General features: G+C 64.9%; 34 protein-coding genes. 17 read left to right on the forward strand and 17 right to left on the reverse strand.

What is annotated here, in order from left to right; all coding sequences use genetic code 11:
• Positions 1–57 precede the first annotated feature (57 nt).
• The 14 genes from AC1DIN_RS03960 to AC1DIN_RS04025 all read right to left on the reverse strand — a co-directional run bounded on the left by AC1DIN_RS03960 (position 58) and on the right by AC1DIN_RS04025 (position 8015).
• Positions 58–1413, reverse strand: a complete 1356-nt coding sequence (locus AC1DIN_RS03960) for an AAA family ATPase (protein ID WP_476808763.1) — start codon at positions 1411–1413, stop codon at positions 58–60.
• Positions 1413–1823: an SLOG family protein gene (locus tag AC1DIN_RS03965; protein ID WP_476808764.1), complete on the reverse strand. Its 411-nt coding sequence runs from the start codon at positions 1821–1823 to the stop codon at positions 1413–1415. Before AC1DIN_RS03965 ends, AC1DIN_RS03960 begins: the two co-directional genes overlap by 1 nt.
• On the reverse strand, positions 1820–2995 hold the full coding sequence (locus tag AC1DIN_RS03970; RefSeq protein WP_476808765.1) for a DUF7146 domain-containing protein: 1176 nt from the start codon (positions 2993–2995) through the stop codon (positions 1820–1822). The genes AC1DIN_RS03965 and AC1DIN_RS03970 overlap by 4 nt, the downstream gene beginning before the upstream one ends.
• A complete protein-coding gene (locus AC1DIN_RS03975) occupies positions 2992–3339 on the reverse strand; it encodes a helix-turn-helix domain-containing protein (protein WP_476808766.1) in 348 nt (115 codons plus the stop codon). The genes AC1DIN_RS03970 and AC1DIN_RS03975 overlap by 4 nt, the downstream gene beginning before the upstream one ends.
• Positions 3336–3662, reverse strand: a complete 327-nt coding sequence (locus tag AC1DIN_RS03980; RefSeq protein ID WP_476808767.1) for a hypothetical protein — start codon at positions 3660–3662, stop codon at positions 3336–3338. Before AC1DIN_RS03980 ends, AC1DIN_RS03975 begins: the two co-directional genes overlap by 4 nt.
• Complete coding sequence (locus tag AC1DIN_RS03985) at positions 3659–4120, reverse strand: hypothetical protein (RefSeq protein WP_476808768.1); 462 nt, start codon at positions 4118–4120, stop codon at positions 3659–3661. Before AC1DIN_RS03985 ends, AC1DIN_RS03980 begins: the two co-directional genes overlap by 4 nt.
• Before the next feature lie 217 nt (positions 4121–4337).
• Positions 4338–5429: a hypothetical protein gene (locus AC1DIN_RS03990; protein ID WP_476808769.1), complete on the reverse strand. Its 1092-nt coding sequence runs from the start codon at positions 5427–5429 to the stop codon at positions 4338–4340.
• On the reverse strand, positions 5426–5953 hold the full coding sequence (locus AC1DIN_RS03995; protein WP_441510708.1) for a GcrA family cell cycle regulator: 528 nt from the start codon (positions 5951–5953) through the stop codon (positions 5426–5428). Before AC1DIN_RS03995 ends, AC1DIN_RS03990 begins: the two co-directional genes overlap by 4 nt.
• Complete coding sequence (locus tag AC1DIN_RS04000; protein ID WP_441510280.1) at positions 5953–6117, reverse strand: hypothetical protein; 165 nt, start codon at positions 6115–6117, stop codon at positions 5953–5955. Before AC1DIN_RS04000 ends, AC1DIN_RS03995 begins: the two co-directional genes overlap by 1 nt.
• 8 nt (positions 6118–6125) lie before the next feature.
• Positions 6126–6554, reverse strand: coding sequence for a hypothetical protein (locus tag AC1DIN_RS04005; protein ID WP_441510281.1), 429 nt, complete (start codon positions 6552–6554; stop codon positions 6126–6128).
• Entirely contained in the window at positions 6547–6702 is a 156-nt protein-coding gene (locus AC1DIN_RS04010) for a hypothetical protein (protein WP_441510282.1), read from the reverse strand. Before AC1DIN_RS04010 ends, AC1DIN_RS04005 begins: the two co-directional genes overlap by 8 nt.
• A 22-nt stretch (positions 6703–6724) precedes the next feature.
• The gene (locus AC1DIN_RS04015; protein ID WP_441510283.1) at positions 6725–7069 is read right to left on the reverse strand and encodes a hypothetical protein; all 345 of its coding nucleotides are present in this window, start codon (positions 7067–7069) and stop codon (positions 6725–6727) included.
• Between the two features lie 247 nt (positions 7070–7316).
• Positions 7317–7763, reverse strand: a complete 447-nt coding sequence (locus AC1DIN_RS04020; protein WP_441510284.1) for a GIY-YIG nuclease family protein — start codon at positions 7761–7763, stop codon at positions 7317–7319.
• Positions 7764–8015: a carph-isopro domain-containing protein gene (locus AC1DIN_RS04025; protein WP_441510285.1), complete on the reverse strand. Its 252-nt coding sequence runs from the start codon at positions 8013–8015 to the stop codon at positions 7764–7766. It lies immediately after the preceding gene.
• Between the two features lie 39 nt (positions 8016–8054).
• Between AC1DIN_RS04025 and AC1DIN_RS04030 the strand changes: the two genes are divergently transcribed.
• From AC1DIN_RS04030 to AC1DIN_RS04070, 9 genes are all read left to right on the forward strand, one after another.
• The gene (locus tag AC1DIN_RS04030) at positions 8055–8882 is read left to right on the forward strand and encodes an XRE family transcriptional regulator (protein WP_441510286.1); all 828 of its coding nucleotides are present in this window, start codon (positions 8055–8057) and stop codon (positions 8880–8882) included.
• A 634-nt stretch (positions 8883–9516) separates the two neighbouring features.
• Positions 9517–9882, forward strand: coding sequence for a hypothetical protein (locus AC1DIN_RS04035; protein ID WP_476808770.1), 366 nt, complete (start codon positions 9517–9519; stop codon positions 9880–9882).
• The gene (locus AC1DIN_RS04040) at positions 9882–10106 is read left to right on the forward strand and encodes a hypothetical protein (protein ID WP_476808771.1); all 225 of its coding nucleotides are present in this window, start codon (positions 9882–9884) and stop codon (positions 10104–10106) included. The genes AC1DIN_RS04035 and AC1DIN_RS04040 overlap by 1 nt, the downstream gene beginning before the upstream one ends.
• Positions 10107–10451: 345 nt before the next feature.
• Positions 10452–11477 carry a YqaJ viral recombinase family nuclease gene (locus AC1DIN_RS04045; RefSeq protein ID WP_476808772.1) on the forward strand — a complete coding sequence of 342 codons (1026 nt, stop codon included), beginning with the start codon at positions 10452–10454 and terminating at the stop codon, positions 11475–11477.
• Entirely contained in the window at positions 11474–12511 is a 1038-nt protein-coding gene (locus AC1DIN_RS04050; RefSeq protein WP_476808773.1) for a hypothetical protein, read from the forward strand. The genes AC1DIN_RS04045 and AC1DIN_RS04050 overlap by 4 nt, the downstream gene beginning before the upstream one ends.
• Before the next feature lie 7 nt (positions 12512–12518).
• Positions 12519–13541 carry a recombinase RecT gene (locus AC1DIN_RS04055; protein ID WP_476808774.1) on the forward strand — a complete coding sequence of 341 codons (1023 nt, stop codon included), beginning with the start codon at positions 12519–12521 and terminating at the stop codon, positions 13539–13541.
• Positions 13541–13831 (forward strand): hypothetical protein, encoded by a 291-nt coding sequence (locus AC1DIN_RS04060; RefSeq protein WP_476808775.1) that lies wholly within the window; start codon positions 13541–13543, stop codon positions 13829–13831. Before AC1DIN_RS04055 ends, AC1DIN_RS04060 begins: the two co-directional genes overlap by 1 nt.
• Positions 13825–14505, forward strand: a complete 681-nt coding sequence (locus AC1DIN_RS04065; protein WP_476808776.1) for a 3'-5' exonuclease — start codon at positions 13825–13827, stop codon at positions 14503–14505. Before AC1DIN_RS04060 ends, AC1DIN_RS04065 begins: the two co-directional genes overlap by 7 nt.
• Positions 14502–15176: a hypothetical protein gene (locus tag AC1DIN_RS04070; RefSeq protein ID WP_476808777.1), complete on the forward strand. Its 675-nt coding sequence runs from the start codon at positions 14502–14504 to the stop codon at positions 15174–15176. The genes AC1DIN_RS04065 and AC1DIN_RS04070 overlap by 4 nt, the downstream gene beginning before the upstream one ends.
• 3 nt (positions 15177–15179) lie before the next feature.
• Here AC1DIN_RS04070 and AC1DIN_RS04075 read toward each other — a convergent pair whose 3' ends face one another.
• Positions 15180–15458, reverse strand: coding sequence for a DUF1488 family protein (locus AC1DIN_RS04075; RefSeq protein WP_476808778.1), 279 nt, complete (start codon positions 15456–15458; stop codon positions 15180–15182).
• 146 nt (positions 15459–15604) lie between these two features.
• Here AC1DIN_RS04075 and AC1DIN_RS04080 point away from each other — a divergent pair, with 146 nt between their 5' ends.
• Positions 15605–15808, forward strand: a complete 204-nt coding sequence (locus AC1DIN_RS04080) for a hypothetical protein (RefSeq protein ID WP_476808779.1) — start codon at positions 15605–15607, stop codon at positions 15806–15808.
• Between the two features lie 20 nt (positions 15809–15828).
• On the opposite strand, the gene AC1DIN_RS04085 is transcribed toward AC1DIN_RS04080, so the two are convergent.
• Positions 15829–16107: a DUF1488 family protein gene (locus tag AC1DIN_RS04085; RefSeq protein ID WP_476808780.1), complete on the reverse strand. Its 279-nt coding sequence runs from the start codon at positions 16105–16107 to the stop codon at positions 15829–15831.
• Positions 16108–16462: 355 nt separating this feature from the next.
• Between AC1DIN_RS04085 and AC1DIN_RS04090 the strand changes: the two genes are divergently transcribed.
• From AC1DIN_RS04090 to AC1DIN_RS04120, 7 genes are all read left to right on the forward strand, one after another.
• Positions 16463–16732, forward strand: coding sequence for a hypothetical protein (locus tag AC1DIN_RS04090; protein ID WP_476808781.1), 270 nt, complete (start codon positions 16463–16465; stop codon positions 16730–16732).
• Complete coding sequence (locus tag AC1DIN_RS04095; RefSeq protein ID WP_476808782.1) at positions 16719–17789, forward strand: tyrosine-type recombinase/integrase; 1071 nt, start codon at positions 16719–16721, stop codon at positions 17787–17789. Before AC1DIN_RS04090 ends, AC1DIN_RS04095 begins: the two co-directional genes overlap by 14 nt.
• A 100-nt stretch (positions 17790–17889) precedes the next feature.
• Positions 17890–19968, forward strand: coding sequence for a lytic transglycosylase domain-containing protein (locus tag AC1DIN_RS04100; RefSeq protein WP_476808783.1), 2079 nt, complete (start codon positions 17890–17892; stop codon positions 19966–19968).
• Positions 19969–20224: 256 nt separating this feature from the next.
• Positions 20225–21382: an amidohydrolase gene (locus tag AC1DIN_RS04105; RefSeq protein ID WP_476808784.1), complete on the forward strand. Its 1158-nt coding sequence runs from the start codon at positions 20225–20227 to the stop codon at positions 21380–21382.
• Positions 21379–22674: an MFS transporter gene (locus AC1DIN_RS04110; RefSeq protein ID WP_476808785.1), complete on the forward strand. Its 1296-nt coding sequence runs from the start codon at positions 21379–21381 to the stop codon at positions 22672–22674. Before AC1DIN_RS04105 ends, AC1DIN_RS04110 begins: the two co-directional genes overlap by 4 nt.
• Positions 22675–22684: 10 nt before the next feature.
• A complete protein-coding gene (locus AC1DIN_RS04115; RefSeq protein ID WP_441468396.1) occupies positions 22685–23113 on the forward strand; it encodes a MarR family winged helix-turn-helix transcriptional regulator in 429 nt (142 codons plus the stop codon).
• A gap of 78 nt (positions 23114–23191) precedes the next feature.
• Positions 23192–24085: an alpha/beta fold hydrolase gene (locus tag AC1DIN_RS04120; RefSeq protein WP_476808786.1), complete on the forward strand. Its 894-nt coding sequence runs from the start codon at positions 23192–23194 to the stop codon at positions 24083–24085.
• Between the two features lie 2 nt (positions 24086–24087).
• Here AC1DIN_RS04120 and AC1DIN_RS04125 read toward each other — a convergent pair whose 3' ends face one another.
• Positions 24088–24861: a hypothetical protein gene (locus tag AC1DIN_RS04125; RefSeq protein WP_476808787.1), complete on the reverse strand. Its 774-nt coding sequence runs from the start codon at positions 24859–24861 to the stop codon at positions 24088–24090.
• Positions 24862–24867: the final 6 nt, after the last annotated feature.

Here is a 24867-nt window from a genome sequence, read left to right on the forward strand (position 1 = left end):
GCTCACAGGGACAGTTTTCGATTTCACAGGGACAAATTCGGCATCCAGAGGGACAAATCACCATTTGAACTCTCCGGTATCGAACTGGTCGAGAGCCTCGTTCGGAGCCTCTGCCTTGTCGGCAAGCTTCGGCGGGTCAACTCCCATCACCGGCTTGCCAGTGCGCCAAACCCAATCGCCGTCCTTGCCGATGAAGCCCGACAGAAGCAGGCGTTCGGCCGCCCGATCGCGGGCCTTCTTGACCCTCTCCTTCAGGGCCTCTGGATCTTCGTCCTCGCCGGCCACGATGCGCTCGTACTCGTCGCGCCATTCCGCGAGCGTCACCACCTTCGTCCGGGCCGGGACGCGGACGCTCGTCGGCGGCTCCCTGCCCTTCTCGCCCAAGGCATTGCTCAGCGCGCGGAACGCGGTGGCGAGGTTTGGCTTGAGGATGAACCGGCCGTCTGCCGTCTTCGCCGGGCCTCCGCTCGTCGGCGCATTGCGCTCCTCCGCGGCTACACCGGCCGGCAAAGTCGAGACGCAGGATGTGATGGGATCTCCGTCGGCGTCGGTGCTGATTTTCTCCTGCCGAAGGGTGAACCGCCAAGACAGGCCTTGCTCGCCCTCGCGCTGCTTCGTGACCGTAGCGGCTCGGATCGGGCGCTTGTCCTGATCCCGCACGGCATTCTCAGGACCGCGCACTGCATCCTGACGGGTGCCGGACTGGATGACCCAGTCGATGTCGATCGTGGTCTCGAAGTCGGCTGTCAGCGAGCCATGCCCGCGTGGACGGCCGCCGCCGGCCGGTTTGTGGTGGACCACGATAACGGCGCAGTTCAACTCGTTCACTATGCGCATGACGCGCTGCCTCACACGGGAGACATCCTTGCCCGCATTCTCGTCGGCGCCTGGGGTGGCCGCTGACCAAGTGTCCAAGACCACGAGCCCGAGCTCGGTGGAGAACGTTCCGGCCCAGTGGCGTATCTCTGCGATCAGGTCGTTAATGTCGGTGTCATCCGCGAAGAGATCCGCGCGTCTCGTCAGGACGACCATGTCGACGTCGTCGTCGGGCCCCAAGCCATGGTGTTGGGCATAGGCCTGCTGCCTGGCGTCAAACCCCTTGCCGCCCTCGAAGGCGCAGTAGACCACGCCGGCCTTCTTCGTCCTCCGTCCCTGGAAGTCGATGCCGCGCGCGATGTGCATCGAGATGTTCTGGGTCTCGAACGATTTTCCGGTCTGCGATGCGCCGTAGATCAGGACTGCCTCTCGGCTGGGAATGATGCCCTTGATCAACCACTCGTACTGTTGGCGCTCCTTCGCGAAGGTATCGCGCCAGGTACGGGCGCCGAACTTCGACTTGAAGGCCGGATGCATGAGTCCTTCGGCTCTGGCCTCGAATTCCTCAAAGCTCTCGATTGCCGTGATGTGCAGCATCACCAGTCGACCTTGATGACGCGAACGCCTGCGCGCTCCGCGATGTCGCACATGTTGCGGGTGCCCCTGGAGCCGGGGAATGCGATGACGGCCGACGGTAGCTCTTGCTCGAGCATCCGGCGGTTCCGGAGGGGGCCGGCGCCTTTGCCGTGAGTCTGCCAATCGGCGGGGTAGACCTTGAACGGAACACCACGGCGCTCGGCCCATGCTGCCGCGTGCGCATGGGCCCCCGTAGCATCGCCACAGGCCAGATGCCTCAGCCTTAGGCGCTCGACTGCCGCGTCAAGGATCTGCTCCAGCCGTGCGCGTTCGCGCTCTGCTTGGCCCTCCCAGGTCGCATAGGTTTCGACGCCGACACCGGCCGGCACCAGCCCATAGGATCGTCCGCCGCAGACGATGATAGTGCTCACGCCGCCCTCTTCGAATCGAGGAGGACGTCGTTCCAATCGGCCTTGCGGCCATCTGCGTTCCAGACCTTCTTCTGAAGCGGGTCGTGGAATTCGACGGCGAGGCCCAGGGCCCGGAACCGGCGGCCGGCAGCGAGGAAGAAGGCTGTGGTCGCGACGGGGTCAGCGTCGGCGTCGACCAGCAGGATCACCCCCTTCACCTCGGGCGGGAGAGTGATACCCGGCCGGTTCATATCGGGGAGGCCGTTCGGGATATGGCCGCGACCGCCGGGGTGCGGGATGGTCCCGGTGCAGGCGCCCGCGAGGTTCCCGCGGGAGATCGCGCACATCAGGCCGACATCGTCGGGACCTCGTCCGAGCCCATACCAAGATCCGGTTGTCTCTATCCCCTCGCCTATCGCCATGATCGGGCGAATGGCGCCGATTCGGATCGAGCCCCCCATCACCGTCCCGAAGCTCTTCTTGGCCTTGTTGCGCGAACGATCGCCCGGAGGGCGGAGCTTGGCCGGCTCATTCGGATCCAGGTATGTCCGGTGGATGCCGATGATGTGCCCGTCGACCGAGCGAATTGCGCCGATCATGCAGGGGAAGACGCCAAGCGGCGTCTCGTCCTCGGCTTCACGGTCGGCAAACCCCCGGTACTCGAGGCCGGCCGCGAAGCGGAGATCGGAGGCCATCTCGGGGGAGAGGTAGATTCCGCGCCGGCGCATGTAGGCATCGGCCAACGTTCCGGCATAGGCCGTGCTGCCTTCGAAAATCCGCGCTGCGCGCGCCGCGCTCGATTCCTGCCTCTGGGCGTCGGCCTCGCGGCGCGCCAGATCTTGATCCTTACGCTCCTCCTGCCGCTCACGGGCGACTTCGGGATCAATCGGCTTCGCCTGGCTCTCACGACGCGGCGCCGGGCATCCGTTGATGATCTCGCACGCTGGAATGAATTCGACCTCGCGGACGTGCATGACCATGGCGATCACGTCTCCGCCACCCGCGCCCCGGCAGTTGAACACCTGCTCTGATGGCTTCACTGCGAAACGGTCCTGCCCATTGCAGAGCGGACAGGGGCCGACGTATTCGCCCCCCGTCCGGCGCAGAGTGGCGCCGAGCTCGGTCGCGATCTCTAGGATGTCAGCGGACCTTGCCTGATCGATCCAGGCTTCGACGTCGGCGTCGTTGCTCATCCCCGCGTCTCCCGTGGGAGGGCCAGCTTGCCGAGCATCTTTCGAGCGCGATCGACCCCGTCGTCGGCGACCACGCGAAGCATGCGCTCGATCATCGTGGCGGGACTGACGCCAGCCTCGCGCGCGAGATCCTGGATCACGCGGGCACGGCGATCGGCGACGTATAGGCCGAAATGCCGGCTGCCAGGACGCGCCAACGGGACATTGAAGCGCTGGGCGATGAGACAAACGCGTTGCCGGCTGATGCCGACGATCTCAGCGATCTCCCGGCTGGATTTGCCTTCGCGAGCAAGGAGGCCGATCTGGCTGGCGCGCGTCCGAGCGCTAATGACAATCTTGTTCATGCCGCCTCCTGCTGCGGGAGACCGCGATCGATCCCTCGGAATGTGTTCTTGCCGGCGGTGACCGCGGCGATGATGGCGTTGACCGGCTGCCGGCCGGCTGCCGCTGACTTCTCGCCATCAATCCTGATCGCACTCAGCATCTCGGCCGCGGCGGCCAGGAGCGCGGCCCGGCGCAGGTTTTCGAGCTCCATCGCCTGACCTCGGGAGGCGGCTATCTCCTCCCGGCGCCGGATCGTGATGCTTTCCTGCTCGACCGCGTCGATGCAGGCCGCCATGAACTCGCCGCCGCGCAGGGTCTGGATGTCTCGGAGGGCATCGATCATGCTCGCGCCCTCCGTTTCGACTTACGCTCGATGCGACGTGCCTCGTGCTCATCGGCTACCTTGGCGCGCTGCATCGGCGTGATGTAGGTGGCGGCGTTCCGGCCGACCTGCATGGCCGCGAAGTACCAGACCCCGGCCGCATCGGCCTCATCAAGCGTCTTCGGCTGCCAACCCAGAGACTCGGCCATCAGCTTGGCGAAATGCTTCGGGTCGTCAGGACGCCCCTGCCCCAAAAAGGACGACCGCACGGTCTGGATATTCGCCTTGCGGTGCTGGATGCCTTTCATCCCGGCCACGAGCTCGACCACGGCCGTCATCTTCGCCAGCACGATGGTCGTGTGTGCGTCGGTCAGGACGCGATCGATCGGCGCCTCGTAGAAGATCCAGTCGGGCCGGTTGAGCTTGGTCCATTCGATCAACCACGTCCCGAGCTTCATCATGGCCGCGATGTCGTCCATCTCCTTCCCGATGATCGAGAGGAAGCGCGGCGTCTCTCCGGCACGCCCAAACGCGACACCGGTGCAGCTCTTGCTAATGTCGAGCGCCAGGATGAGGGGCGCCGTCATTTCAGCCCCATGCGCTTGTCGGCCTCACCGGCAGCGGAGCACAGGCCGGCGATAGCGAAGCCGAATCCGGTCCCGATCGCGAACGAAAGAGCGCAGAGCAGGACAACCATCAGGAGGCCTCCCTCAGGCGAGCGTTGAATTTGTCGGACCAGACCTCAAGGCCGATCGACCGAAGCGCGGTCTCTTCGATGCGGAGCGCATGCCTGCAATCCGACGCAGATGGGATTTTCGCCCTCGCAGCCACGTGATCGAGGCCGAACAAGTCGCCGTGCTTCAGGACGTCCAGTGCGCGAGCCGCGCGCGCATTGACGAAGATGTCGCCACCAGGCCCAAAGACGCGGCATCTGGGGACATCGACGGCGGCGAGCCTCTCGGGCTGAAGAACTGCGGCCGCCGTAGGCTCGGCTGGGGGGATAGCAACCTCCGGCGGACGCGCCACGGGCACGCTGAGGGGGGCGGCCGCGGCATCCGGATTGTGTGCGCCGTCTCGCACGGCGCTCCCGGCATTCTCCCCGGGTGGGACAATCGCATTGCGAGTTTCCGCTTGAGGGCCTTGCCCCGTTCTCGCGTCCCCCGGCTTGGAGGGGATAGCGGGCCTGCCTTCGGCGCTATGGGACTGCGCGCTCGCGCCGCCATCTACATAATCGTTCTCCACTGGTTCGACGACGGGGCTGGGTTCAGCAGCGTTCCCCGACAACTGTGCAGCGCTGCCTGCTGTCTCTGAAACCTTGCTCAGCTCATACTTCGGCGCGAGCGACCCGCGGCCCGTCGTCCGGGTCGGCCTGGGCTGAGCCTTGATCTGATAGTGCGACCCGGCCTTGGCGAGCTCGCGATTGATGTCGATGATCTGCGCCATCATCGCGTTCGTCCTAGGGGCGAAACCGAGGCGGACGAGATCGGAGAGCCCCTGCGGGGATTCCCGGAGGGCGTCCAGAACCTCCACGCGACGTTCGGTGGTCGTGAAGCTGATGCCGTCGAGCGTGTACGCGGCCGGCGGTCGCCCGGCTGGGCCGGTAACGCGGCGGAGCTTCTTGGCGGGCTCGCGCTGGGCTGGGTGCGCGGCCGGCGGCTGGAACGACAGCAGCGGCTCGGGCTGACTCTTGTCGAGCATGCCAACAAGGATCTGGACGAGGCGGTCTGTGGCGCGCTGCTGATCCTGAATCGCGCGGATGACCTCGTATGGCGATGGCTGAATCGTCATGCCGCAATCCCCCGCATCGTGCTCTGGTGCTTGAAGCGGGCGAGGCCGGCCGGCGACGACACGATCTTCAGGCAGGCTGGGCACCATGACGTGCCGGCTTGCACCGGCTGGCCACACACCATCTTCTCCCTCACATGTGCATCGTCCCAACCGGGCTGCGGCATCGAACACTGGAAGCGACCACGGTCGAGGAAGCGCACGGGCTCTGCGCTGGCAGCGACGGTGGCGTCGAACTTGTCGAGCGCTTTGTCCGCCACGGCCTGGAAAGCCTCGCGGCGCTCGTCGTCGCTCTTGGTGGGCTTGCGGGCGAAGTTGACGGGTCGCGCGGTCTGCAGCGGCTTGCGCGCCTCGGGTTCGGGGGCTCGCAGCTTTGGCCGGGCCAGGCCGAGGCGATGCACCTTGCCGATCACGGCATTCCGCGATGGGCCGCCGATCTGGAGGGCGATCTGCGACGACGAATAGCCCTCAGCATGCAGCTTGCGGAGCGTTGCCTCGTGCTCTGGCGTCCAACGGAATTCCGCCATCAGAACCACCTCCCCCGAGCTTCATCCTGCGGATCCTGGAAGGTCTCATCGAACTCCCGGGCGTCGATGTCGGAGAGGTCGCGGTACGTGCACATGCGGAAGAGCGCGTAAGCGGCCAAGGCGACCGCTATGGCCAGAATGAGAGCGCCGGGATCGGGCACCATGGCGCGCCTCAATGCTTCTGCTGGATGCCGGCGCCGAGAGCCTCGGCGTTCTTGCGGCCCGCGACGGCGTCGGCGTCTTCACCGTCGTCATCGGTCAGGCTGTCGATCGCATTTGAGCGCTTGAGCGCGGCGTCGCCGAGCGGAAGCCCGTCGAGCATGCCGAGGGCGTGCTTGATCTGGTCGAAGGTCTCGACCTGCTCCTCGTCCAGCTTCTCGCGGATACCCTCGATCTTGCGGAGAAGCTTGCGCTCTGTGATGACCGCGCGAAGCTCCTTCACTGGAATTCCAGCATCCTTCGCCGCGTCGAAGCAGCCGGAGATCGACTCGCGCACCGTGCGGCACCGAGCCATGTATTCGCCCTGGTAGGTGGCGAGCGTCTCGTGATGCCGCTCGATCTCCTTGACCCAGCGTTCGGCACCTTCGAATCCGTTACTCATGGCGATCTCCTTCGTTGAGCGCGCGCGCCTTCCGGTCACACCACTCGGCGCCGGCAGCGAGCCATCGGGATGGGAAGAGGGTGACGCGGGCCGCCGCGGCGAGGATCGCCGAGATCACGGCCCAGAAAATCGCGAGAAGGCCCCGCATAGGCCCCTCCTTTCAAAAGGTTTCAGGCGCCCAAGGCGTCGAGTTGTTCTTGAATGCGGCGCTGCTCGGCTCTGAGAGATTCCTGCCGCTCGCGGCGGTGTGCCTCGTCCAACCACGCCGGCGCCTTCGGATAGACGGCCTTCAGGAATGACGGCCCGTAGGCGAAGATCAGCGGCCAGATCCCGTCCCAGCCAGGCCGCGCGGTCCCATCGAGCCATTTCTTGATGGTCTCAGCGCCAACCCCGGTGTCGTAGGCGACGTTCTCAGCCGTCTTCGACGGGTAGAGATTCCGAATAAATTCAACCGCTCTTTCGGGGCTGGCTTTCTGCGACTTGGGGGAAATCTTTCCCTTCAACGAAGCAAACATTCCGCTCTCCATCTGCGACTGTGGCTTCACAGACGAGGACGGAACTGCAGATCGCTTGGCGGCGACGGTGGAATCGGCCTTCCGGGGATGGCGAGTTGCAGCTCGCGCCCCACCGGATTTCGAGGGAGACAGTGTCGATGGATGGGGATGCGCGAGGGCCACCATGATCAGCGAACCACGAACAGAATTACGGGGCTGACAGTGAAAGCCAGAACCCCGACAAGGAGGAGAATGGTCGCGGGGCGCATCACACTGCCCTCGCGCGATAGCTAACTTGGCGTACCCGACTTTTGCGCAGCGCCGAGACGTGGCGCGCGCGGTACTCGGGATCGGCCCATCGCTCTTTGGCAGCCAAGGAGCGTCGGGTCCGAAGGTCGATGTCGTGCGGGTTGCCCGGCGAACGGTCGAACGACGACCAGGCCGGAATGGTGTCGACCCCTTCCCCAAAAAACTGGGTGAAAAATTCTGCGACAGCCCCTTCCTTCCGGAACCACTCACCATGGCCACGGGATCCCGCAAAACGACGGTGTAGCTCGCGCTCGAAGGGGTGTCCGCCGTCGAGAACAGCAACGAGACGAACCGGGCAAGGCGAATGCGCGGAAACCATCGCCGCGCGCTTTGCCGGCCAGCGTGAACATCCGATTTTGATGAGGCCGATTTGAGCTTCGATCACGTAGACGTGCTTCTCGGACATTCAAGCGACCTCTCGCGCTTCATCGCTGTCCGGCAGCCGACCCTTCGCTCTGGCATGGATGAACGCCAGGGCCTCGTAGGTGACGTCAGGTCGTCCAACCTGCTGCGCGGCGTCTACCAACATCACCCAATATTCGGGGGGGATCGCTCCGCGGCGCTTCATTTCCGAAGCAGTGGATCCACCAACCGATAGGACGCGGCTGACCGCGGCGGGGCCACCCAAGGCATCAAAGACGTCTGCTACGGTTCGCATGACGCATAGACTTACACAAATCGTGTCAGCGATGTCAACATGATTTATGTTCACACGCTATGTGATAATCTCAACATGGAAGAAATGGGCAGCAGATTGCGCAAGGCGCGGGAGCGGGCTGGCTTCAAATCCGCCAGAAGCGCGGCCATTAGGCACGGCTGGACCGTCTCGACGTATAACGCTCACGAGAATGGCCAGAATGACTTCGACCCCGAGGCGGCCACCATTTACGGCAAAGCCTTCGGCGTCTCACCTGGATGGCTCCTGACCGGACAGGGGCTAACACCTCAGCCGCTTCCCGAGATTACGGCAATCGAAACGTTCGAGGAGTTCGAAGCGCGAGCGGAGGCGATGATGCGCGGGGAAACCCCGCCCGAGCGCCCCCCTTACGAGCCGGAGCCGAACGCCGCGATCCAACCTGGACCGGCTTTCCTACCCGCCAAAGCGCTCCTGCCCCACGACGTCCCCGAGCTCGGCCTCACCGTCGGCGGTCGCGGCGACGACGATAGCGTTTTCGAGCTGAATGGAACGACCGTTGACTACCACCCTCGGCCGCCGGGCCTGGCACGCCGGCCCAATGTGTTCGTTCTACGGGTCGCCAACTCGAGCATGAGTCCTCGGTTTGAGGATGGCGATATCGAGTACATCGAACTCAAGAACCCTTCCGTCGGCGAGTACGTCGTTGTCGAGTTGAAGCCGGAGGTCGAGGACGGCGCCGGCCGTTCCTACATCAAGAAACTGGTCAAGGCTGACGGTCGGAAGATCGTGGTCGAGCAGTTTAATCCGCCCGGCTTCATGGAGTTTGGTCGGAACGAGATTTACCGCCTCTTCCGCGTCATCACCGACAAGAAGGAGCTGATCGGTTAACCCCTGCGCGCGGGAGTCTAACCGACGCGCGCCACGCGGGCGCGTGGGAAACAGCTACTAACCTATATCCAGTATACTCCCTGACTCTCGACGGCTCCGGACCATGCACCCGGGCTCCGGAGGCGGCCCCTCAGAGAGGGCCGCACCGTCCGTCGAGCCAGACTCAACGCTTACGATGAAGCTCTAGCTCTACGACCAGGCGCGCGATTACGCAGCCCGACGGTAGAACGGGAGTAGCGCAAGGCGATGCCGCTCTTTGCAGGACGAGCACACAAGCTTGCCCTCCAGGTCGTGCACGCGACTGAAGCCTTTCGCCTCAAGCTCCTGAAGCTTCTCATCGGGCAACCGCCCGCTGTGTCCGCACCCGTCGCACCTCACGTCCAGCGCCGCCAATTGCCCCAGCGGAGGAATGGGAACCCTCGCATTCGACCAAGCCAAACCCATCACGCGCCCTGCCGTTTGTTCTCTTTAAGTTCTCATTTACGACTCAGCTTTCGTGAAGAGTCCAGCCCGATTCGCCAGCATCGCAAACAGCCGATGAACACGCGCAATCTGTGTGCACATAATTTGTGTTGACATATATCGTGTTCATTTCTATGTTGATCCCATCAGCCACCCGCCGATGGGGGAAGACATGTACGCCGTCACCTACCAGGCCGAAGATCTCAACCTGCGTCCGGCCACCCAGAACGCGCAGATCCTGTTCAACGGCCACCTCGACCTAAACGCCCGTCCCGACGGTTCCTGGGAGATCGAGGCGATCTGGGTCGACATTGCGACCCCGCAGCCCCGCTTCAAAATCTCACATACCCTTGAGCGCATGGCGTCCGACGATCCGCTGTACGGCCTGATCGCCAAGGCTGCGGAGGCACACGATCGCCTCACCCACGCGATCACCGACCACGTTCGGGATGAGATCGAAGGCGCGGCGCGCGCCGCCTACAACGACGCCCAGTATCAACTGGGCAAGGACATCGCCCGCGGCTTGGAGATGCGGTGATGCCACGCCCCGCTACCCGAGAGCGCCAAGAGCGATTTGCCGAGACGTTCGACGGCGTTCAGGCGCTCGACTGGCGCGCCTCCGTCGATCGCTTCCTCTCTCGAGAGGGGATGTCCTGGCTCACCGACGAGCAGATGGAGGAGATCGTCTCCGACATGGTCGGGCATGCTCGCGTCTCGCAGAAGCTGCGGATGCGCAACCGCAAGATTCTGAGGGCTGCGTGATGGCTGCGATCAATGACGGCGGCCCCGCCTTCCCGCACTCGGCGGCATGGTCACCTACCGGGAAATCCGTGGCGCTCCCGCAAAACGGCATGTCCCTGCGCGATTGGTTCGCGGGGCTGGCCCTCCAAGCAATGGCGACGACCGCGGGCTTTCAAGGAGCCCCGTGGGACAAACTGGCCGGCGATGCATACGCGGCCGCCGACGCCATGCTCAGAGCTCGAGGGGGAAGCTGATGTCCCCCGAAGCCAAGCTCGGCGTGATGATCGCCGTCTTCCTGCTCCTCTTCGCCGGCTGCGTCTGCCGCCACATCGAAGCCGTCCGAGCCTTTGAACGAGGTGAACTCCCATGAACAAGCCGATGCTTCTGACGCCTGAGACGCTCGCCACGCAAACCCCACCCGAGGTGAAGCGCGTCAAGTTTGTCGACCGCGGCGACTGGATGAAACTTCGGGCAATGGACGTCACCGCCTCGGTCGCGGGCGCCCTGTTCCATGAGCACCAGTACGTCACCGCCTTGGGCCTCTACCTCGAGAAGGCTGGCATGGCGCCTCCGCAAGAGGAAGTCACGCCGGTGATGACCGACGACAGCATTGTTCTGCCGCCGATCATTCGGGGCACGCTGTTCGAGCGCACCGCGATCGAGATGGTGCGCATGCTGAAGCCAGGCTGGACGATCTTCAGCGAGGGCAACACCTACTACCGGATCCCGAGCGAGCGCATCGGCGCCACCCCGGATGCGGTCGCCACCCGGCCCGACGCCAAGGGACTGGGCATCATCCAGATCAAGACCACCGACAACCTGATCTTCCGCAAGAAGTGGATGAACGAGGCCGGCGAGGTTGAGATCCCCGCCTGGATCGCGGTTCAGGCCATCGTCGAGGCCAAGCTCACCGGCGCCACCTGGGCCTGCGTCGCCGTGATGATCGGCGGCGTGACGACCGAGCTCAAGCTCTTCGACATTCCGATCCATGATGGCGTCTGGACGGAGCTCGTCCGGCGCGTGCGCGAGTTCTGGCGCCGCGTCGAACAACGCGACGCTCCCGAACCCGATTATCTCCGCGATGGCGACTATGTCCGCAGCAGCTTCGTCGGTTCGGACGATACCGAGATCGACCTGAGCACGGACAACCGCCTCGTGGCGATACTCGACGAGCGCAGCACTCTGAAGGCGGCCGAAAAGGCCGGCGCGGACGCCGAGAAGAAGCGCAAGGCCCTGGATGCAGAGCTGCTGACGAAAATGGGCGTGCACACGGCCGCGCGCGCCGCCGACGGCCGCGTCGTCCGCGCCAAGAACATCACTGTCAATCGGAAGCCCCAGCCAGCCTCCTCCTACACCTATCCCCGCATCAGCATTTCGGGAGAAGCCGCATGAACGCGCTTGCCTCTGCCACGATTGGCCATAACTCCGCGTCATTCCTGCAGATGGTCGAGGCCGAGCCGGCCGTGATCTATCGGGACGACACCGTCCTGCTGGGCCTGATCGCCGAGATCGAAGCGCAGATCGGTGCATCGAAGCGCGACGTTTCGACGAAATCCGGGCGCGAGGCGATTGCCTCCCTCGCCTACGGCATCTCTCGTCGCAAGACGCCGATCCTCGACGCCGGCAAGCGTCTGACCGAGGACTGGCGAAAGAAGACTGCAACGGTGAACACTCTCAAATCGCAGGTCGAGCGTGACCTCGATGCCCTCCGGGACAAGGCGCGGGCGCCGCTCGACGCTTGGGAGACGGCGGAGAAGTCGCGCGTCGCCCGCGTCGAGTCCGCCATCAGCATGCTCCGCCAAGCGGCGATGGTGCCCGCGCATTACGGCCTTGAGGATTTCGACCGCGATATCGCGATGGTCCAGAGCATCGTCATCGACGATGACTTCGGAGATCCCAAAGGCGAAGCCGAGGACGCGCACGTCGAAGCGCTCGCAGCCCTCCGCATCGGCCGGGCCAATTTCATCAAGGCCGAAGAGGAACGCGCCGAGCTCGCCCGGCTTCGTGCGGCTGAGGATGAGCGCCAGCGCGCAGAGCGGGAGGCCGAGGCGAAGCGCCAGGCTGAGGATGCCGAGCGCGAGCGTATTCAGGCAGCCGAACGCCGCGCTGCTGCGGAGGCCGAGTCACGCGCGAAGGCCGAGCAGGAAGCCGCCCTTGAAGAAGAGCGCCGCAAGGCACGCGAAGCGCAGGAGGCGTTGGCAGCAGAGCAGCGCCGCCAGCGTGAAGAGACCGAAGCACGGGCCCGTGCCGACGCCGCAGTCAAGGCCGAACAAGAGCGCCGGCAGGCCGACATTGCCCACAAGGGCAAGATCATGGGCGAGGCGAAGACCGCGATCATGACCTGCGGCGTCGATGAGCCGATCGCGAAGCAGATCGTCCTCGCGATCTGCGCGGGCTCGATCCCCCACACCTCTATCCGATTCTGAGGAACAGATGAGCCAGTCAGTTCAGACTATCGAGCAGCGCATCGAGGCGCGCATAGACAACGAAACCACCCGACAGCTTGCCGTTTCGGACCGGGCCGGCGGGTTGGTGTTCGCTAACGTCTCCGAGGTGATGGAGTTCGCCAAGCTGATGGCGATCTCTGGTATCGCCGTCAGGAAGCATCTCCGCGGCAACCCAGGCGCCTGCCTTGGTGTTGTGATCCAGGCGCTTGAATGGCGCATGTCGCCCTATGCGGTCGCAAACAAGAGCTATCTGGTCAACGATCAATTGGCCTACGAAGCGCAGCTCATCCACGCGGTGGTTCTCAGCCGGGCTCCGATCAAGGGGCGGCCGAAGGTCGAATACAGCGGCGAAGGCGACAAGCGTCGCTGCAGGGTATCGGTCGAGCTCAACGACGGAAGCGGCCAGTGGGTCGATTACGAGTCGCCCGAGTTCGGGAAAATCACTCCGAAGAACTCGCCGCTGTGGAAGTCGGATCCGGACCAACAGCACTTCTACTTCAGCGCCCGCTCGCTGGCGCGCCGGCACTTCCCTGACGTTATCCTGGGCGTCTATGCCGAGGACGAGATCATGCCGCGCGACCCGGCCGCGGCTCGCGACGTTACTCCTGCGCCGAAGACGCTTTCCGGCCGGCTCGACGCCCTTGCTGGCTCACCGGCGCAGCCCGAGCATGATCCCGAAACGGGCGAGATTAAGGGTGAGGTAGCACCCTCGGGCCCTCCCGCGTCTGCCGGTCAGCGGGCTGTGGACCCAGCTCCTCAATCGCTTGCAGACGGTGCGGTGACGGACGGCGGAGAGGACGATGGGCGCTTTCCGCCCCCCGCTAGCGACGACTTCCCCGGTGATCAGCCGAGCCCCCGTCAGTTGGCGCGCGATCGCGGCGCTGAGGCCAAGCGTGACGGGCTCAACAAGCGCGCCATGCCGGCCGAGTACCGCTCCGAAGGGCGCGAGGCGGAAATGCAGGCCTGGCTCGAGGGCTTCGAGGGCCAGCGCCAGGCGGAGGATGCGTAATGGACCCGATCACCATTCGTATCGCGCGCGAGGACGAGCGTTTCGCTGGCTCGTTCGTCATCGAGCAGGGCGGCAAGATCTGCGACGGCCTCGGTTGGGACGAGATGCTTGGCCAACTCGCGGTCATCACCTTCCCGACGGAGCGCGTGAACCGCTGGGGCGGCACGCTCTATCCGATGGAAACGCCCCAGGAGCGCGAGGCCAAGCGCCTGGCGCGCCGCGCTCGCGGCCGCACCATGGCCGAGACCGAGGCGGCCATGACTCTCGACGGAGAGACCACCCGATGCTGATCCGCGTCATCGACTTCGAGACCACCGGGCTGCCGCCGAACGCCGCCGTCTGCGAAGCCGGCTGGACCGACATCATCATCGACGGCAACGCCTGCGAGATCCGGCCGACCGTTGCCCGCCTGATCAATCCGGGCCGGGCGATCCCCGAAGAAGTGTCGAAGATCCACGGGATCACCGACGCCATGGTCGCGGGATGCCCATCGCCCGACGTCGTATTCCGCGAGATGATGGAGGGCGCGGATGTGTTCTGCGCCCACAACTGCGAGTTCGAGCAGAACTTCTTTGGTGGCGGAGATCGGCGCTGGATCTGCACTTATAAGGTCGCCCTGGTCCATCTTCCGGACGCGCCGTCGCACAAGAACGGCGCCCTCCCCGAATATCTTGGGCTGCAGCTGGATCCGGCTCTCTGCGAGCCGGCGCACCGCGCTGGCCCCGACACCTACACCTCGGCCCACATCCTCGCGACGCTCATCGGCCGCGGGCTCTCGATCGATGAAATGGTCGAGATCACCAGCAAGCCGCGACAGATTAGCCGCATGCCCTTCGGCAAGCATAAGGGCGAGCTCATCGTAGACCTTCCCGACCGCTACCTCTCTTGGTGCATCGACGAGCTGAAGGCGGCCGACATCGTCGCCGCCATGAAGAAGGAAGTCGCGCGGAGGAACGCGGCATGATCGACGCCCGCGCCCGCAAGAGCCACATCTGGGACCGGCATCCCGACGACTGGTACGTGGAAGATTATTGGGTCTCCGAGCGGCTCTTCGCTTCGGGCGCGGTCGACGGCTGCCGGACGGTTCTGGACCCTGCATGCGGCTTCGGCCGTATTGTGCATTCCGCCGCCAAGGCCGGCTTGATAGCTGCAGGGTCGGACATCGCGCCTCGCTGGCGCGATCAGCCGCACCAGGGGATCTACCTGATCGCCGACTTCCTCAAGGGGGATTGGCCGGCTGCGAAAAGCCGGGGCTTCAGCCGTCCGGACCTGATCGTCTCAAACCCGCCCTTCCGCCACGCCGAGCAGTTCGCCCGGCTCGCGCTGCAGCGGGCGCGGAAGGCTGTCGCACTCATCCTGCCAACGACCTGGCGCAGCGGTGATGAGCGCTCGAGGTGGCTGGAGACGACGCCCCTCGCCGAGGTGCTCGACATCACGCCGCGGCCGTCGATGCCGCCCGGCCCCGTGCTCCTTGCTGGCGAACGTCCCGGCGGCGGCACCAAGGACTTTAGCGTATTCATCTGGAAGCACGGGCACCAAGGCCGTCCGCTGGGCGGTTGGTTGCGCAAGGGTGACAAGCCCGGCCACCAGTCCCGCATGCTCGCCTATGATGCGAATGGAGGGGCGAATGGCTGACCCTCACCCCATATTAGCCCGCAAGATCTGTATGATCGTGCCGCCCCTATGCACTCCGATCCTGAGCAGGCGCGTAGCGGCGGCGGCGATCCGGCCGCGATATTGGAAAAACCGATCCAGGCACTCGTTGTCGGATTCGATCGGCTTGGGGCCTAGTTCGTTCAGGGTCGCGCGTCCGATCTGGCAGGTCGCCCGCTCGTTACCGTTGACCATGCAGAACCGGATGCTCTGCCCCCCGTGCTCGAAATCGGGCGCGGTTCGTTCGTCGAAAATGAAAGACATAGCTCTTTGCCCCATGAATTTGAGGGCGAGGAAAGAGGCGGTGGTAAGCGCTGCTGGCAGATCGCCGACGCGGAACGCTCGCAATGTTCAATGCCGCGGGAACGGCCTGGTTCCAAAGCGCAACGGGATTGTTGAGGAGCGCAGCCATGGCTGATCGCTTCACCGCCCGACAGAAGCAGCAGGCCCTAGCCCGCGAGCTGGGCCTCCGCCGCCGCGTCTATGCGACCCGCGTCGCTGCCGGCTCCATGAACGAAGCCGAAGCCGCGTTTCAGATCGGCATCTTCGAGGAGATGGAGGCTGAGTTCCGCCAGCGTGCGGAGGCCGAGGACCAAGCAGGGAGGCTACTGTGATGGATGCCCGCTGCCGCCTCTCAGGCAAGGTTCGCGAGCATGATCTGCACGATCGAATTGCCGTCAGAAGCGCCTGCTGCGAGCAGACGCCCGGCGGCCGTCGCGATCACAGCGCAGTGAAGGTAGAACTGGGCGAGACATTCTCTGTCGTTTTCAAGCCGCTCAGGTCCGAGTTCGCGCAGCGTGGAAAGGCCTATCTGGCAGGGCGCTCGTTTGGATCCATCCACCATCCAGAATCTGACGCTCTGACGCCAGTTCGCGAGATCAGGTGCGGTTCTCTCATCGAAAACGAAAGCCATGGACAGCCTCATCAACTCGAATGCGGGGATCTTTCTCAAAAGGCGCGCCGGGGCAGGACTCTCTCGGGCCGGCGTCCCAAGTCCAACATCGCCAGTTTGGGCGAATTGGAGCCCGGGACGCTATTGTCGAAGGCTGACCCAATCGTGACAGGCATGCAATTTATTGGCCCCGCTCACGAAGACTTGTCCGGGCGCGGGATTGGCACATTCCCCTATATCTATCGGTGGGATCGCTGCGGCCGGAAGGGCCAGCGTTGCCGCGTCTTTGCCCGCGGCACGATGAATTCCGTGGGCCTCGAATTCGAAGACGGCTTTCGCATGGTCTCCTCCGGCAACGCCCTGAGGAGGGCATAAGATGGCGCGCGCAGATATCAGCCCGATCTTCGTCAGTCGGCAGACGGCCGCGGCGATGCTCGAGATCAGCGTCGACACCTTCGACACCTGGCTGCGCGCTGGCTTCATCCCGCCGGCCAAGATCGACCGCGGGCAGATCGTGCGATGGCATTGGCCATCCTTGGAGTCTCATCTTGCCGGAGATCCGGCAGACGAACGAGTATCCGAGGTGACAATGGAGAGCCTAGCACATGTCCCGAAGCCGAAGGCACGCCGCCGTGCCGCTGCCTAAGCACGTCTTCAAGATCAATGGCCGGAAAGGCCAGGCCTATTACTACTTCCAGCGGAACCGTGGCCAAAAGGATAACGGCCCGCTTGTTCGCCTGCCCGAGCCCGACACGCCTGAGTTCTGGGCGCGAGTGAAGGAGTTGAGCTCTGGGCCCGTCGTGAAGGTGAAGGAGAAGACCGTCGACGACATGATCGCGAAATACAAGCTGTCGTCGGAGTGGACAGGGCTCAAGCCGAATTCGCAGCGTCTCTATCAGTTTCGCCTCGACACGATCGCTCTCGCTTGGGGGAAGAAGCTGGCCGCGGATGTCACACCCGCCATGGTGCTGGCTCTCCGCGACCACCTCTCGGAATCGCCCTCAGTCGCAAACCAGACGGTTCAGATCGCACGGCTCCTGTTCAAGTGGGGCGTTCCGCGGGAGTTCGCGAAGTCAAACCCGGCGCGCGAGGTGGCGGCGATCAAATATGATGAGGAAGGCGCCGAGCCGTGGCCGGAGGCGGTCTATGCCTACGTCGTCCAGAGCGCTCCGAAGACCTTCCGGCATATGGCCGTCATTGGCCGGGCGACGGGCCAACGCGCCGGCGATCTCTGCAAGATGCGGCCGGCCGATAAGCGCGAAGGCGGAATGAACCTCGCGATCCAAAAGCTCGGCGGGAAGAAGCACTGGGTTCCACTCAAGGCCTCCGACCACGAGGCGATCGACGGTCTGGGCGTCGAGATGCTCGTGCCCTACATCACCAGCTCCATCGGACGCCGGATGACGGCTAAGACGCTGTGGGCGGCCTGGAAGGCATGGCTTGCGACTGACGAAGGGAAGCCGGCCGCCGGCTGCTCTATCCACGATCTGAGGGCCATGGCTGTGTGCGATCGCCGCATGGACGGAATGACGCACCAGGAGATCGCGAACGACATCGGCATGTCGATTGGAATGGTCAGCCGGTACTCGAAAAAGATCGACCAGAAGCTGCTTGGCGAGGCCACGATCGAGAAGAGAGAACGGGCTGAGAACGAGCGGCTGAAAAGCAAATCGGCCGAGATTGAAAACCAAACGGCCAAGTGATTGCCACATTGGGAGTTTTTGGAATGGCGTGGTTAAGCCTTCATAAACCCCCTTCCGCGACCATCATTCCCCGATGCCTGCCCCAGGATGGAGACCCGCCATGGCCTCGCCTGCTGCCGCGAGGAGACTAGTCGGCCTGCTGTTGCCTGCGTTGCTCTCCGCCTCGACGACACAGGCGGGCGATGACGGCATGCTGGCGAGTCAGCGCAAGCTCGCCATGATCGGCGACGTCGAGACCACGGGCGCACTGCTGCCCTATCCACCCTCCGCCCTGCGCGCCGAGGATGCAATCAATCTGGACGCCGTGAAAGGTGCCGTCGCCGCCTATCGCCGCGGCGCGCTCGGTGACGGCGATGAGCTTGCAGCGCGGATCGAGGACCGCGCCGTCCGCACGCTGCTCGAATGGGTGGCGATCCATGCCAATGCAGGAACCGTATCGTTCACGCGCATCGACGCCTTTCTGCGCGAGCATCCGAACTATCCCGCAACGACCCGTTTTCGACGCCGCGCCGAAGAGGCGCTGATCGCCGAGAAGAAGAGCCCGCTCGTCGTCCGTGCGTTCTTTCACGGCCAGCAGCCGGTGTCGCCGGCCGGGCGGATCGCGCTTGCGCTCGCACTCAAGGACGAGGGACGAACCGAAGAGGCCGTGGCTCTCGTGCGCCAGAGCTGGCGCAAGGACCCGTTCGGGCAAGCACTGGAGAAGATCGTCCTCAAGGAATTCGAGACGGCGCTGACGAAGGACGACCATCGCCTGCGTACCGAGCGCTTTCTGTTCAAGGACAACGACGCGGCGGCTTTGCGCAATGCTGCCCGCGTCTCGGCCGATTATGTCGTGTTGGCGAGGGCGCGGCTTGCCAGCGCCGGAGCGCGCCGGCCGATCTCCGAGAAGCAGATCGCGGCCGTGCCGGCCTCCGTCCGCAGCGACGTCTCCTTCGCCTTCCTGCAGGCACAGCAAGCGCGCCGTGGCGACAAGCTCGACGATGCCGCGAAGGCTCTCGCCAACGTCCCGCGCGACCCAGCGCTGCTCGGAGACGGTGACGGCTGGTGGGAGGAGCGGCGCATCACTTCCCGCAAGCTCCTCGACGCCGGCCAGCCGGCGAAAGCCTATGAAGTCGCGGCCGGCCATGGTGCCGAGGACCCGGCCCAGCGCATCGAAGCCGAGTGGCACGCCGGCTTCATCGCACTCCGCTTCCTGAAGAAGCCGGATGTGGCGCTGAAGCATTTCGATGCGGCAGGCGCCATCGGCGAAACGCCGATCTCGGTGGCACGCGCCGCCTATTGGCGGGGCCGCGCCTATGAGGAGTTGGGCCAAGCCGAGGAAGCGAAAGCGGCCTTCGGCAAGGCGGCCGAGCAGCCTGTCGCCTATTACGGCCAGCTCGCACGGGCGAAGCTGGGGCTGGACCGCTTGCCGCTCCGGAGCAGCTCCGCTGCGGCCCTCGAGGGGTTGCCCGGCCATCATGGCGTGCGGCTGCTCTACCGCATCGGCGAGCGCGACCTCGCCACGCTGATGCTGAACGATCTGGCACAGCGCCTGCACACCACCGAAGCGCTGGAAGCGATTGCGGCCATCGCCCAGCGCGAGACGGATGCCCGCGCGCTCGTCGGCATCGGCAAGGCGGCGCTGCAGCGCGGTTTCCCGCTCGACATGGCTGCCTATCCGGTCAACGGCATCCCGGAGTTCGACGTGCTCGGAGATCCGATGGAGCGCGCCATCGTCCACGCCATCGCCCGGCAGGAAAGCGCCTTCGACCCCGCCGCCATGTCCCATGCCGGGGCACGTGGGCTGATGCAGATGATGCCTGCGACCGCGCGCGAGACGGCGCGGCGCGCCGGCCTGCCCTTCGACTGGCAGAAGCTCGGGCAGGACCCGCTCTATGCGGCACAGATGGGCGCGGCCCATCTCAACGACCTGCTGAAGGAGTGGCGCGGCTCCTACATCCTCACCTTCGCGGCCTACAATGCCGGCTCTCCCAACGTGAAGAAATGGATCGCTGCCTATGGTGATCCACGCGACCCTGAGGTCGATGCCGTCGACTGGGTCGAGCGCATTCCCTTCTCCGAGACGCGCAACTACGTCCAGCGCGTGATGGAGAATTTGCAGGTCTATCGCGAGCGGCTGAACCAGCGCACGGCCTACCTCATCGACTATGACCTGAAGCGCGGCGGCAAGCGAGACTGAGTCTTGCAGCGCCGGAACTGTGTCATCCCGGACAAGCGGCGACGCCGCGCCGATCCGGGATCCACGCCTGAGCCTTTCCGGCAAACGCGCCGGCATGGATCCCGGGTCTCCGCTTCGCTGCGCCCGGGATGACGACGCGGTTCCGTGCGGTATGTCTCGTTCGCGCCCGAGATTTGCCGGCACGGCAATGATATTATCTGAACGTTGCAATATTTGAAACTTTCAAATACCCATTGCCTTCAGCGGAGGAACTTCGATGCTGCAGGACATTGCCGATTTCGCGCCGACGCTTCAGGCTTGGCGCCGCGACCTTCACGCCCATCCCGAGATCGCCTTCCAGGAGTTCCGGACATCGGACTTCGTCGCGCAGACGCTCTCCTCCTTCGGCGTCGAGGTTCATCGCGGACTGGGCGGCACCGGCCTCGTCGGCGTCATCAAGGGCGCGGCGGAGGGGCCGACCATCGGACTGCGCGCCGACATGGACGCGCTGCCGATGGGTGAGGAGACGGGGCTCGACTATCGCTCGAGCACTGAGGGCCAATTCCATGGCTGCGGCCATGACGGACATACGGTGATGCTGCTGGCGGCCGCGCGTCAGATTGCGGCCAATCCTCCCAAGCGCGGCAAGGTGCATCTGATCTTCCAGCCGGCCGAAGAGATCGGCCAGGGCGCCGAGCGCATGATCGCCGACGGGCTGTTCGAGCGTTTCCCCTGCTCGGAAGTCTACGCGCTGCACACCATCCCGCTCTATGAGGAAGGCACGGCCGCAGTCCGCCCCGGTCCGACGCTGAGCGGAACGACGGTCTTCGAGATCCGGATCGACGGCGTCGGCGGTCATGGCGCGGCGCCCCATACCACGGTCGATCCGCTCCAGGTCGCGGCGCGGCTCGCGAACGAGATCTCCTCGATCGTCGGGCGCCATGTCGACCCAATGGAGCCCGCCGTCATCAGCCTGGGCCGTCTCTGCGCTGGCACCGCGGCCAACATCATCCCGGCCTCAGCTGAACTCAGCGGCACGATCCGCACCTATGACCCGGCGACGGAGGCCGCTATCGTCGAGAAGCTCGACGCGATCTGCCGCGGTTTCGCGGAGATGTCGGGCTGCACGATCACCTGCACGAAGAAGGCGAGCTGTCCGCCCTGCCTCAACGACCCACGCGCGGCAGCCACCGCGGCTGCAGCCGCCGGAGTTGTTCTCGGCGAGGCGAAGGTTAGGACCGACCTGACGCCCCTGCCCTTCTCCGACGACTTCGCGCTGATGCTGCGTCAGTGGCCCGGCGCCTACATCTTTCTCGGCCAGCCCGGCGCGATGTGCCACCACCCGACCTTCGATTTCGACGACCGCCTGCTCCCGATCGGCGCCAGCATTCTGTGCCGGATCGTCGAGCGTCAGACGCAAGGAACCAGCGCATGACCGCCGCGGCTATCCAAGCCGGACAAGCGCGCTCCCCCGCAATGGTCCGCCGCGCCGTGATCTCCTCGGTGATCGGCAACGGCCTCGAATGGTATGACTTCCTCGTCTACGGCTTCTTCGCCACCATCATCTCCCAGGTCTTCTTCCCGAGCTCGGACCCGCTGGTCTCGGCGCTGTTGACGGCAGCGACCTTCGCGATCTCCTTCCTGGTGCGGCCGGTCGGCGGCGTGCTGCTCTCGACCTATGCCGATCGCTTCGGCCGCAAGCCGATCCTGACGGTGATGATCCTGATCATGGGGTTCTCGACCGTGCTGATCGGCCTGACGCCGAGCTATGCGACGATCGGCATCCTCGCGCCGATCCTCGTCATCATCGCCCGCATCCTGCAGGGGATCTCGGTTGGCGCCGAATTCGCCTCGGCCACGGCGATGCTGGTCGAATACGCTCCGCCCGGCCGCAAGATGACCTATGGCAGCTTCCAGATGTGCTCGCAGGCGCTGGCTCTGGCGCTTGCCGCCTTCTCCGGCTACGCGCTCGCAACCCTGCTGACGGCCGAGGCACTGCAGAGCTGGGGCTGGCGCATTCCCTTCCTGCTGGGATCGCTGATCACGCCGCTCGGCTTCTATATCCGCCGCTTCGTCGACGAATCTCCCGAATACGAGAGGCAGGGCGGCAGCAACGCCGGCCGCACGCCGTTCCACGCCGTGCTGGCCGAGCATCGCAACGCCCTGCTGCGCTGCTTCGGCCTCATGATCCCCGGCACCGCTTCGAATTATGTCTGGTTCATCTTCCTGCCCGGCTATGTCGTGCGGCAGCTGAAGCTGCCCTTCACCAGCGCGATGCTGAGTTCGCTCATCGGCGGCATCCTGCTGTTCATCTTCGTACCGATCATGGGCCATCTCGCCGACCGCTGGAGCCCGCGCCGCATCTGGCTTCTGGGCATGCTGAGTTTCTCGCTGCTCTCCTATCCTCTGCTGGCCTATGTCGTGGCGGAACCGAGCTTCGAGCGGCTGCTGCTGGTCCAGGCGATCTGCGCGCTGCCGATCGCGGCGATCTGGGCGCCCACCCCGGGCCTGCTCGCCGGCATGTTCCCGACGGATGTCCGCTCGACCGGGATGTCGGTCGCCTACAACGTGGTCGTGCTGCTGTTTGGCGGGCTGGCGCCCTTCACGCTGACCTGGCTGGTGGCAAAGACCGGCTCCGACCTGGTGCCGGCCTACTATCTGCTGGCCTGCGCAGCGCTCTCTCTGATTGCGCTCACGCTGGCGGGCCGGCAGAGCAAGAAGCGCTGACGAGCTGACGATGCCGCCGCGCGACACCTTCCTGACCTTCCGGCTGGATCAGCTGAGCCAGACCGCGATGGCGAAGGCGTCGCAGGTCTACAAGGGACAGCTCGGCCTCAACATCCGCGAGCTGCGTGTGATCCGCGCCATCGGGGACGCGCCGGGGCTGTCGTCCCGCGCACTCTCGGAAGCGACCTTCATCGAGCAGACGCTGATCTCCAAGCATCTTCGCAAGCTGGTGGACGAAGGCCATGTCCACCGCCAGCTCGAAAGCGCCGATGCCCGGAAGGTCTCCCTCCATCTCACGCCGAAGGGCGAAGCCATCAGGCGGGAGGCGGACAGGCTCGGCGAAGAGATGGAGCACGATTTCCTGTCCGTACTGACGCCGGAAGAACTCGATGTCTTCAACCGATGCCTCGCCAAACTGCGGCGTTGGGGAGCGGCCTGACGGCTAGCCGTGAAACCCGGCTTCCACCCCTGCCATCGGCGTGGTTAGGTGCCTCCAGCCCTCCGCCTCGAGTCCCTTATGACCACGGATACCGCCTTCACCTCCCGCTTCGTCAGCGCCCGCGACGGGTTGAAGCTGCATTTGCGCGACTATGGCCCGCTTGAAGCGACCGCGCTGCCTGTCGTCTGCCTGCCGGGCTTCGCGCGCACGGCGGCCGATTTCCACGAGCTGGCATTGGCTCTCGCGCAGGACGAAACCAAGCCGCGGCGCGTGCTCGCCCTGGACTATCGCGGCCGCGGGCTCTCGGACTACGACCGCAACTGGAAGAACTACGATATCCGCATCGAACTCGACGACCTCATGCAGGTCCTGGTCGCGATGGGCATCGATGAGGCGGTCTTCATCGGCACCTCGCGCGGTGGGCTTCTGACGATGGCGCTGGCGGCGGCACGTCCCGCCGTTATTCGCGGCGCGGTCCTCAACGATGTCGGCCCGGTGATCGACGCGCGCGGCCTGCTGCGCATCCGCGGCTATGTCGGCAAGCTGCCGGTGCCACGCAGCTTCTCGGAAGGCGCCGAGATCCTGAAGCGGCTCTCCGATCAGCACTTCCCGGCACTCAGCGAGGCTGAATGGGAGATCATGGCCCGCCGCACCTGGACGGATCGCGACGGCCCGCTCAAGCCAGACTACGATACCAGGCTCATGAAGGTTTTGGAGGAGCTCGATCTCGAAACGCCGCTGCCGGTACTCTGGACCTATTTCGACGGGCTCAAAGCGGTGCCGCTGCTCGCGATCCGCGGCGCGAACTCCGATCTGCTGGCCGAGAAGACCCTGCAGGACATGGCCGAGCGCCATCCCGATTGCGAGGTCTACAGCGTTCCCGGACAAGGCCATGCCCCGCTACTGGGCTCGAAGGACATGGCCCGGCGCATCGGCAAGCTGATCGTGCGGGCCGAGCGCCGAGCAGCCTGAATTCAGGGTTTCGGCGGTTCCGCCTTGGCTTCGCTAGAAATGTCCGCGACGTTGCTCTGCCCGAACGATCCGTCGTCGCGCGACGTCTCCACCTGTCCGGCCTTGGCGCGAGCGGCAAACTCGGTATCCGCCCCCGTTGCCAGCACCTTCGCCTGGCCAACCCAGTCTTCACGCTCGATGCGACCGGGAAAGGCCAGGTAGCTGCCGACCCATTCGATATTGTCGGGCGTCCAGACCGCGATCTGCTCGAAATGCCAGATGCCAAGACCGTGCAAACGGCCTTCGTTCTGCCGGCCGACGCCCTTGATCAGCTTCAGATCGTCCGCTTTGCCGCCGCGAGCCGCTGCCTGACCGGTAGGCCGCCGGCCTGGCAAATCCGCTTCGTTCTCTACGGACGGGAGCGCATCGGCGGGCACCTCCCGAGCTGCTCTTGACGGATTTTCCACCTGCGCAGCGATTGTGGACGGCTGCGCTCTGCGCGCGGGAGCCTCACCTGCGCTCACAGCTGCCGGCCTGGGGAGCAAACTGGCGCAGACGCAGCCCGCCCAGTACGCAGCAATGAACAGCAGAGCGGTCTCCACCCATGTCGCGACGGCACCGTTGAGCCATTGGAACCAGGCCAAGGCTGCACCGACGGCCCAGAGCGCGGCGACAACGGTCCAGGCACCGTTCCACAGCCGGACCTTACCGCCAGCATGGCTGATCCAGCCCATGGCGAGCCCCAAGCCAAAGGCGGCGAGCAGGAACCAGACGAATTGGCTGGCGAGATAGAGCATGTCCGC

It is taken from the genome of Allobosea sp. 05T438, assembly GCF_056396025.1.

Coding starts and splice junctions, on each gene's coding strand:
- AC1DIN_RS04015 (WP_441510283.1), bottom strand. CDS start 7,069: ATGTTTGCTTCGTTGAAGGGAAAGATTTCCCCCAAGTCGCAGAAAGCC.
- AC1DIN_RS03995 (WP_441510708.1), bottom strand. CDS start 5,953: ATGGCGGAATTCCGTTGGACGCCAGAGCACGAGGCAACGCTCCGCAAG.
- AC1DIN_RS04070 (WP_476808777.1), top strand. CDS start 14,502: ATGATCGACGCCCGCGCCCGCAAGAGCCACATCTGGGACCGGCATCCC.
- AC1DIN_RS04030 (WP_441510286.1), top strand. CDS start 8,055: ATGATTTATGTTCACACGCTATGTGATAATCTCAACATGGAAGAAATG.
- AC1DIN_RS04055 (WP_476808774.1), top strand. CDS start 12,519: ATGAGCCAGTCAGTTCAGACTATCGAGCAGCGCATCGAGGCGCGCATA.
- AC1DIN_RS04045 (WP_476808772.1), top strand. CDS start 10,452: ATGAACAAGCCGATGCTTCTGACGCCTGAGACGCTCGCCACGCAAACC.
- AC1DIN_RS04115 (WP_441468396.1), top strand. CDS start 22,685: ATGCCGCCGCGCGACACCTTCCTGACCTTCCGGCTGGATCAGCTGAGC.
- AC1DIN_RS04110 (WP_476808785.1), top strand. CDS start 21,379: ATGACCGCCGCGGCTATCCAAGCCGGACAAGCGCGCTCCCCCGCAATG.
- AC1DIN_RS04100 (WP_476808783.1), top strand. CDS start 17,890: ATGGCCTCGCCTGCTGCCGCGAGGAGACTAGTCGGCCTGCTGTTGCCT.
- AC1DIN_RS04005 (WP_441510281.1), bottom strand. CDS start 6,554: ATGAGTAACGGATTCGAAGGTGCCGAACGCTGGGTCAAGGAGATCGAG.
- AC1DIN_RS03975 (WP_476808766.1), bottom strand. CDS start 3,339: ATGAACAAGATTGTCATTAGCGCTCGGACGCGCGCCAGCCAGATCGGC.
- AC1DIN_RS03960 (WP_476808763.1), bottom strand. CDS start 1,413: ATGCTGCACATCACGGCAATCGAGAGCTTTGAGGAATTCGAGGCCAGA.
- AC1DIN_RS04050 (WP_476808773.1), top strand. CDS start 11,474: ATGAACGCGCTTGCCTCTGCCACGATTGGCCATAACTCCGCGTCATTC.
- AC1DIN_RS04020 (WP_441510284.1), bottom strand. CDS start 7,763: ATGTCCGAGAAGCACGTCTACGTGATCGAAGCTCAAATCGGCCTCATC.
- AC1DIN_RS04035 (WP_476808770.1), top strand. CDS start 9,517: ATGTACGCCGTCACCTACCAGGCCGAAGATCTCAACCTGCGTCCGGCC.
- AC1DIN_RS03970 (WP_476808765.1), bottom strand. CDS start 2,995: ATGAGCAACGACGCCGACGTCGAAGCCTGGATCGATCAGGCAAGGTCC.
- AC1DIN_RS03985 (WP_476808768.1), bottom strand. CDS start 4,120: ATGGACGACATCGCGGCCATGATGAAGCTCGGGACGTGGTTGATCGAA.
- AC1DIN_RS04060 (WP_476808775.1), top strand. CDS start 13,541: ATGGACCCGATCACCATTCGTATCGCGCGCGAGGACGAGCGTTTCGCT.
- AC1DIN_RS04025 (WP_441510285.1), bottom strand. CDS start 8,015: ATGCGAACCGTAGCAGACGTCTTTGATGCCTTGGGTGGCCCCGCCGCG.
- AC1DIN_RS04090 (WP_476808781.1), top strand. CDS start 16,463: ATGGCGCGCGCAGATATCAGCCCGATCTTCGTCAGTCGGCAGACGGCC.
- AC1DIN_RS03980 (WP_476808767.1), bottom strand. CDS start 3,662: ATGATCGATGCCCTCCGAGACATCCAGACCCTGCGCGGCGGCGAGTTC.
- AC1DIN_RS04075 (WP_476808778.1), bottom strand. CDS start 15,458: ATGTCTTTCATTTTCGACGAACGAACCGCGCCCGATTTCGAGCACGGG.
- AC1DIN_RS04010 (WP_441510282.1), bottom strand. CDS start 6,702: ATGCGGGGCCTTCTCGCGATTTTCTGGGCCGTGATCTCGGCGATCCTC.
- AC1DIN_RS04000 (WP_441510280.1), bottom strand. CDS start 6,117: ATGGTGCCCGATCCCGGCGCTCTCATTCTGGCCATAGCGGTCGCCTTG.
- AC1DIN_RS04080 (WP_476808779.1), top strand. CDS start 15,605: ATGGCTGATCGCTTCACCGCCCGACAGAAGCAGCAGGCCCTAGCCCGC.
- AC1DIN_RS04125 (WP_476808787.1), bottom strand. CDS start 24,861: ATGCTCTATCTCGCCAGCCAATTCGTCTGGTTCCTGCTCGCCGCCTTT.
- AC1DIN_RS04065 (WP_476808776.1), top strand. CDS start 13,825: ATGCTGATCCGCGTCATCGACTTCGAGACCACCGGGCTGCCGCCGAAC.
- AC1DIN_RS04040 (WP_476808771.1), top strand. CDS start 9,882: ATGCCACGCCCCGCTACCCGAGAGCGCCAAGAGCGATTTGCCGAGACG.
- AC1DIN_RS04120 (WP_476808786.1), top strand. CDS start 23,192: ATGACCACGGATACCGCCTTCACCTCCCGCTTCGTCAGCGCCCGCGAC.
- AC1DIN_RS03990 (WP_476808769.1), bottom strand. CDS start 5,429: ATGACGATTCAGCCATCGCCATACGAGGTCATCCGCGCGATTCAGGAT.
- AC1DIN_RS04105 (WP_476808784.1), top strand. CDS start 20,225: ATGCTGCAGGACATTGCCGATTTCGCGCCGACGCTTCAGGCTTGGCGC.
- AC1DIN_RS04085 (WP_476808780.1), bottom strand. CDS start 16,107: ATGGCTTTCGTTTTCGATGAGAGAACCGCACCTGATCTCGCGAACTGG.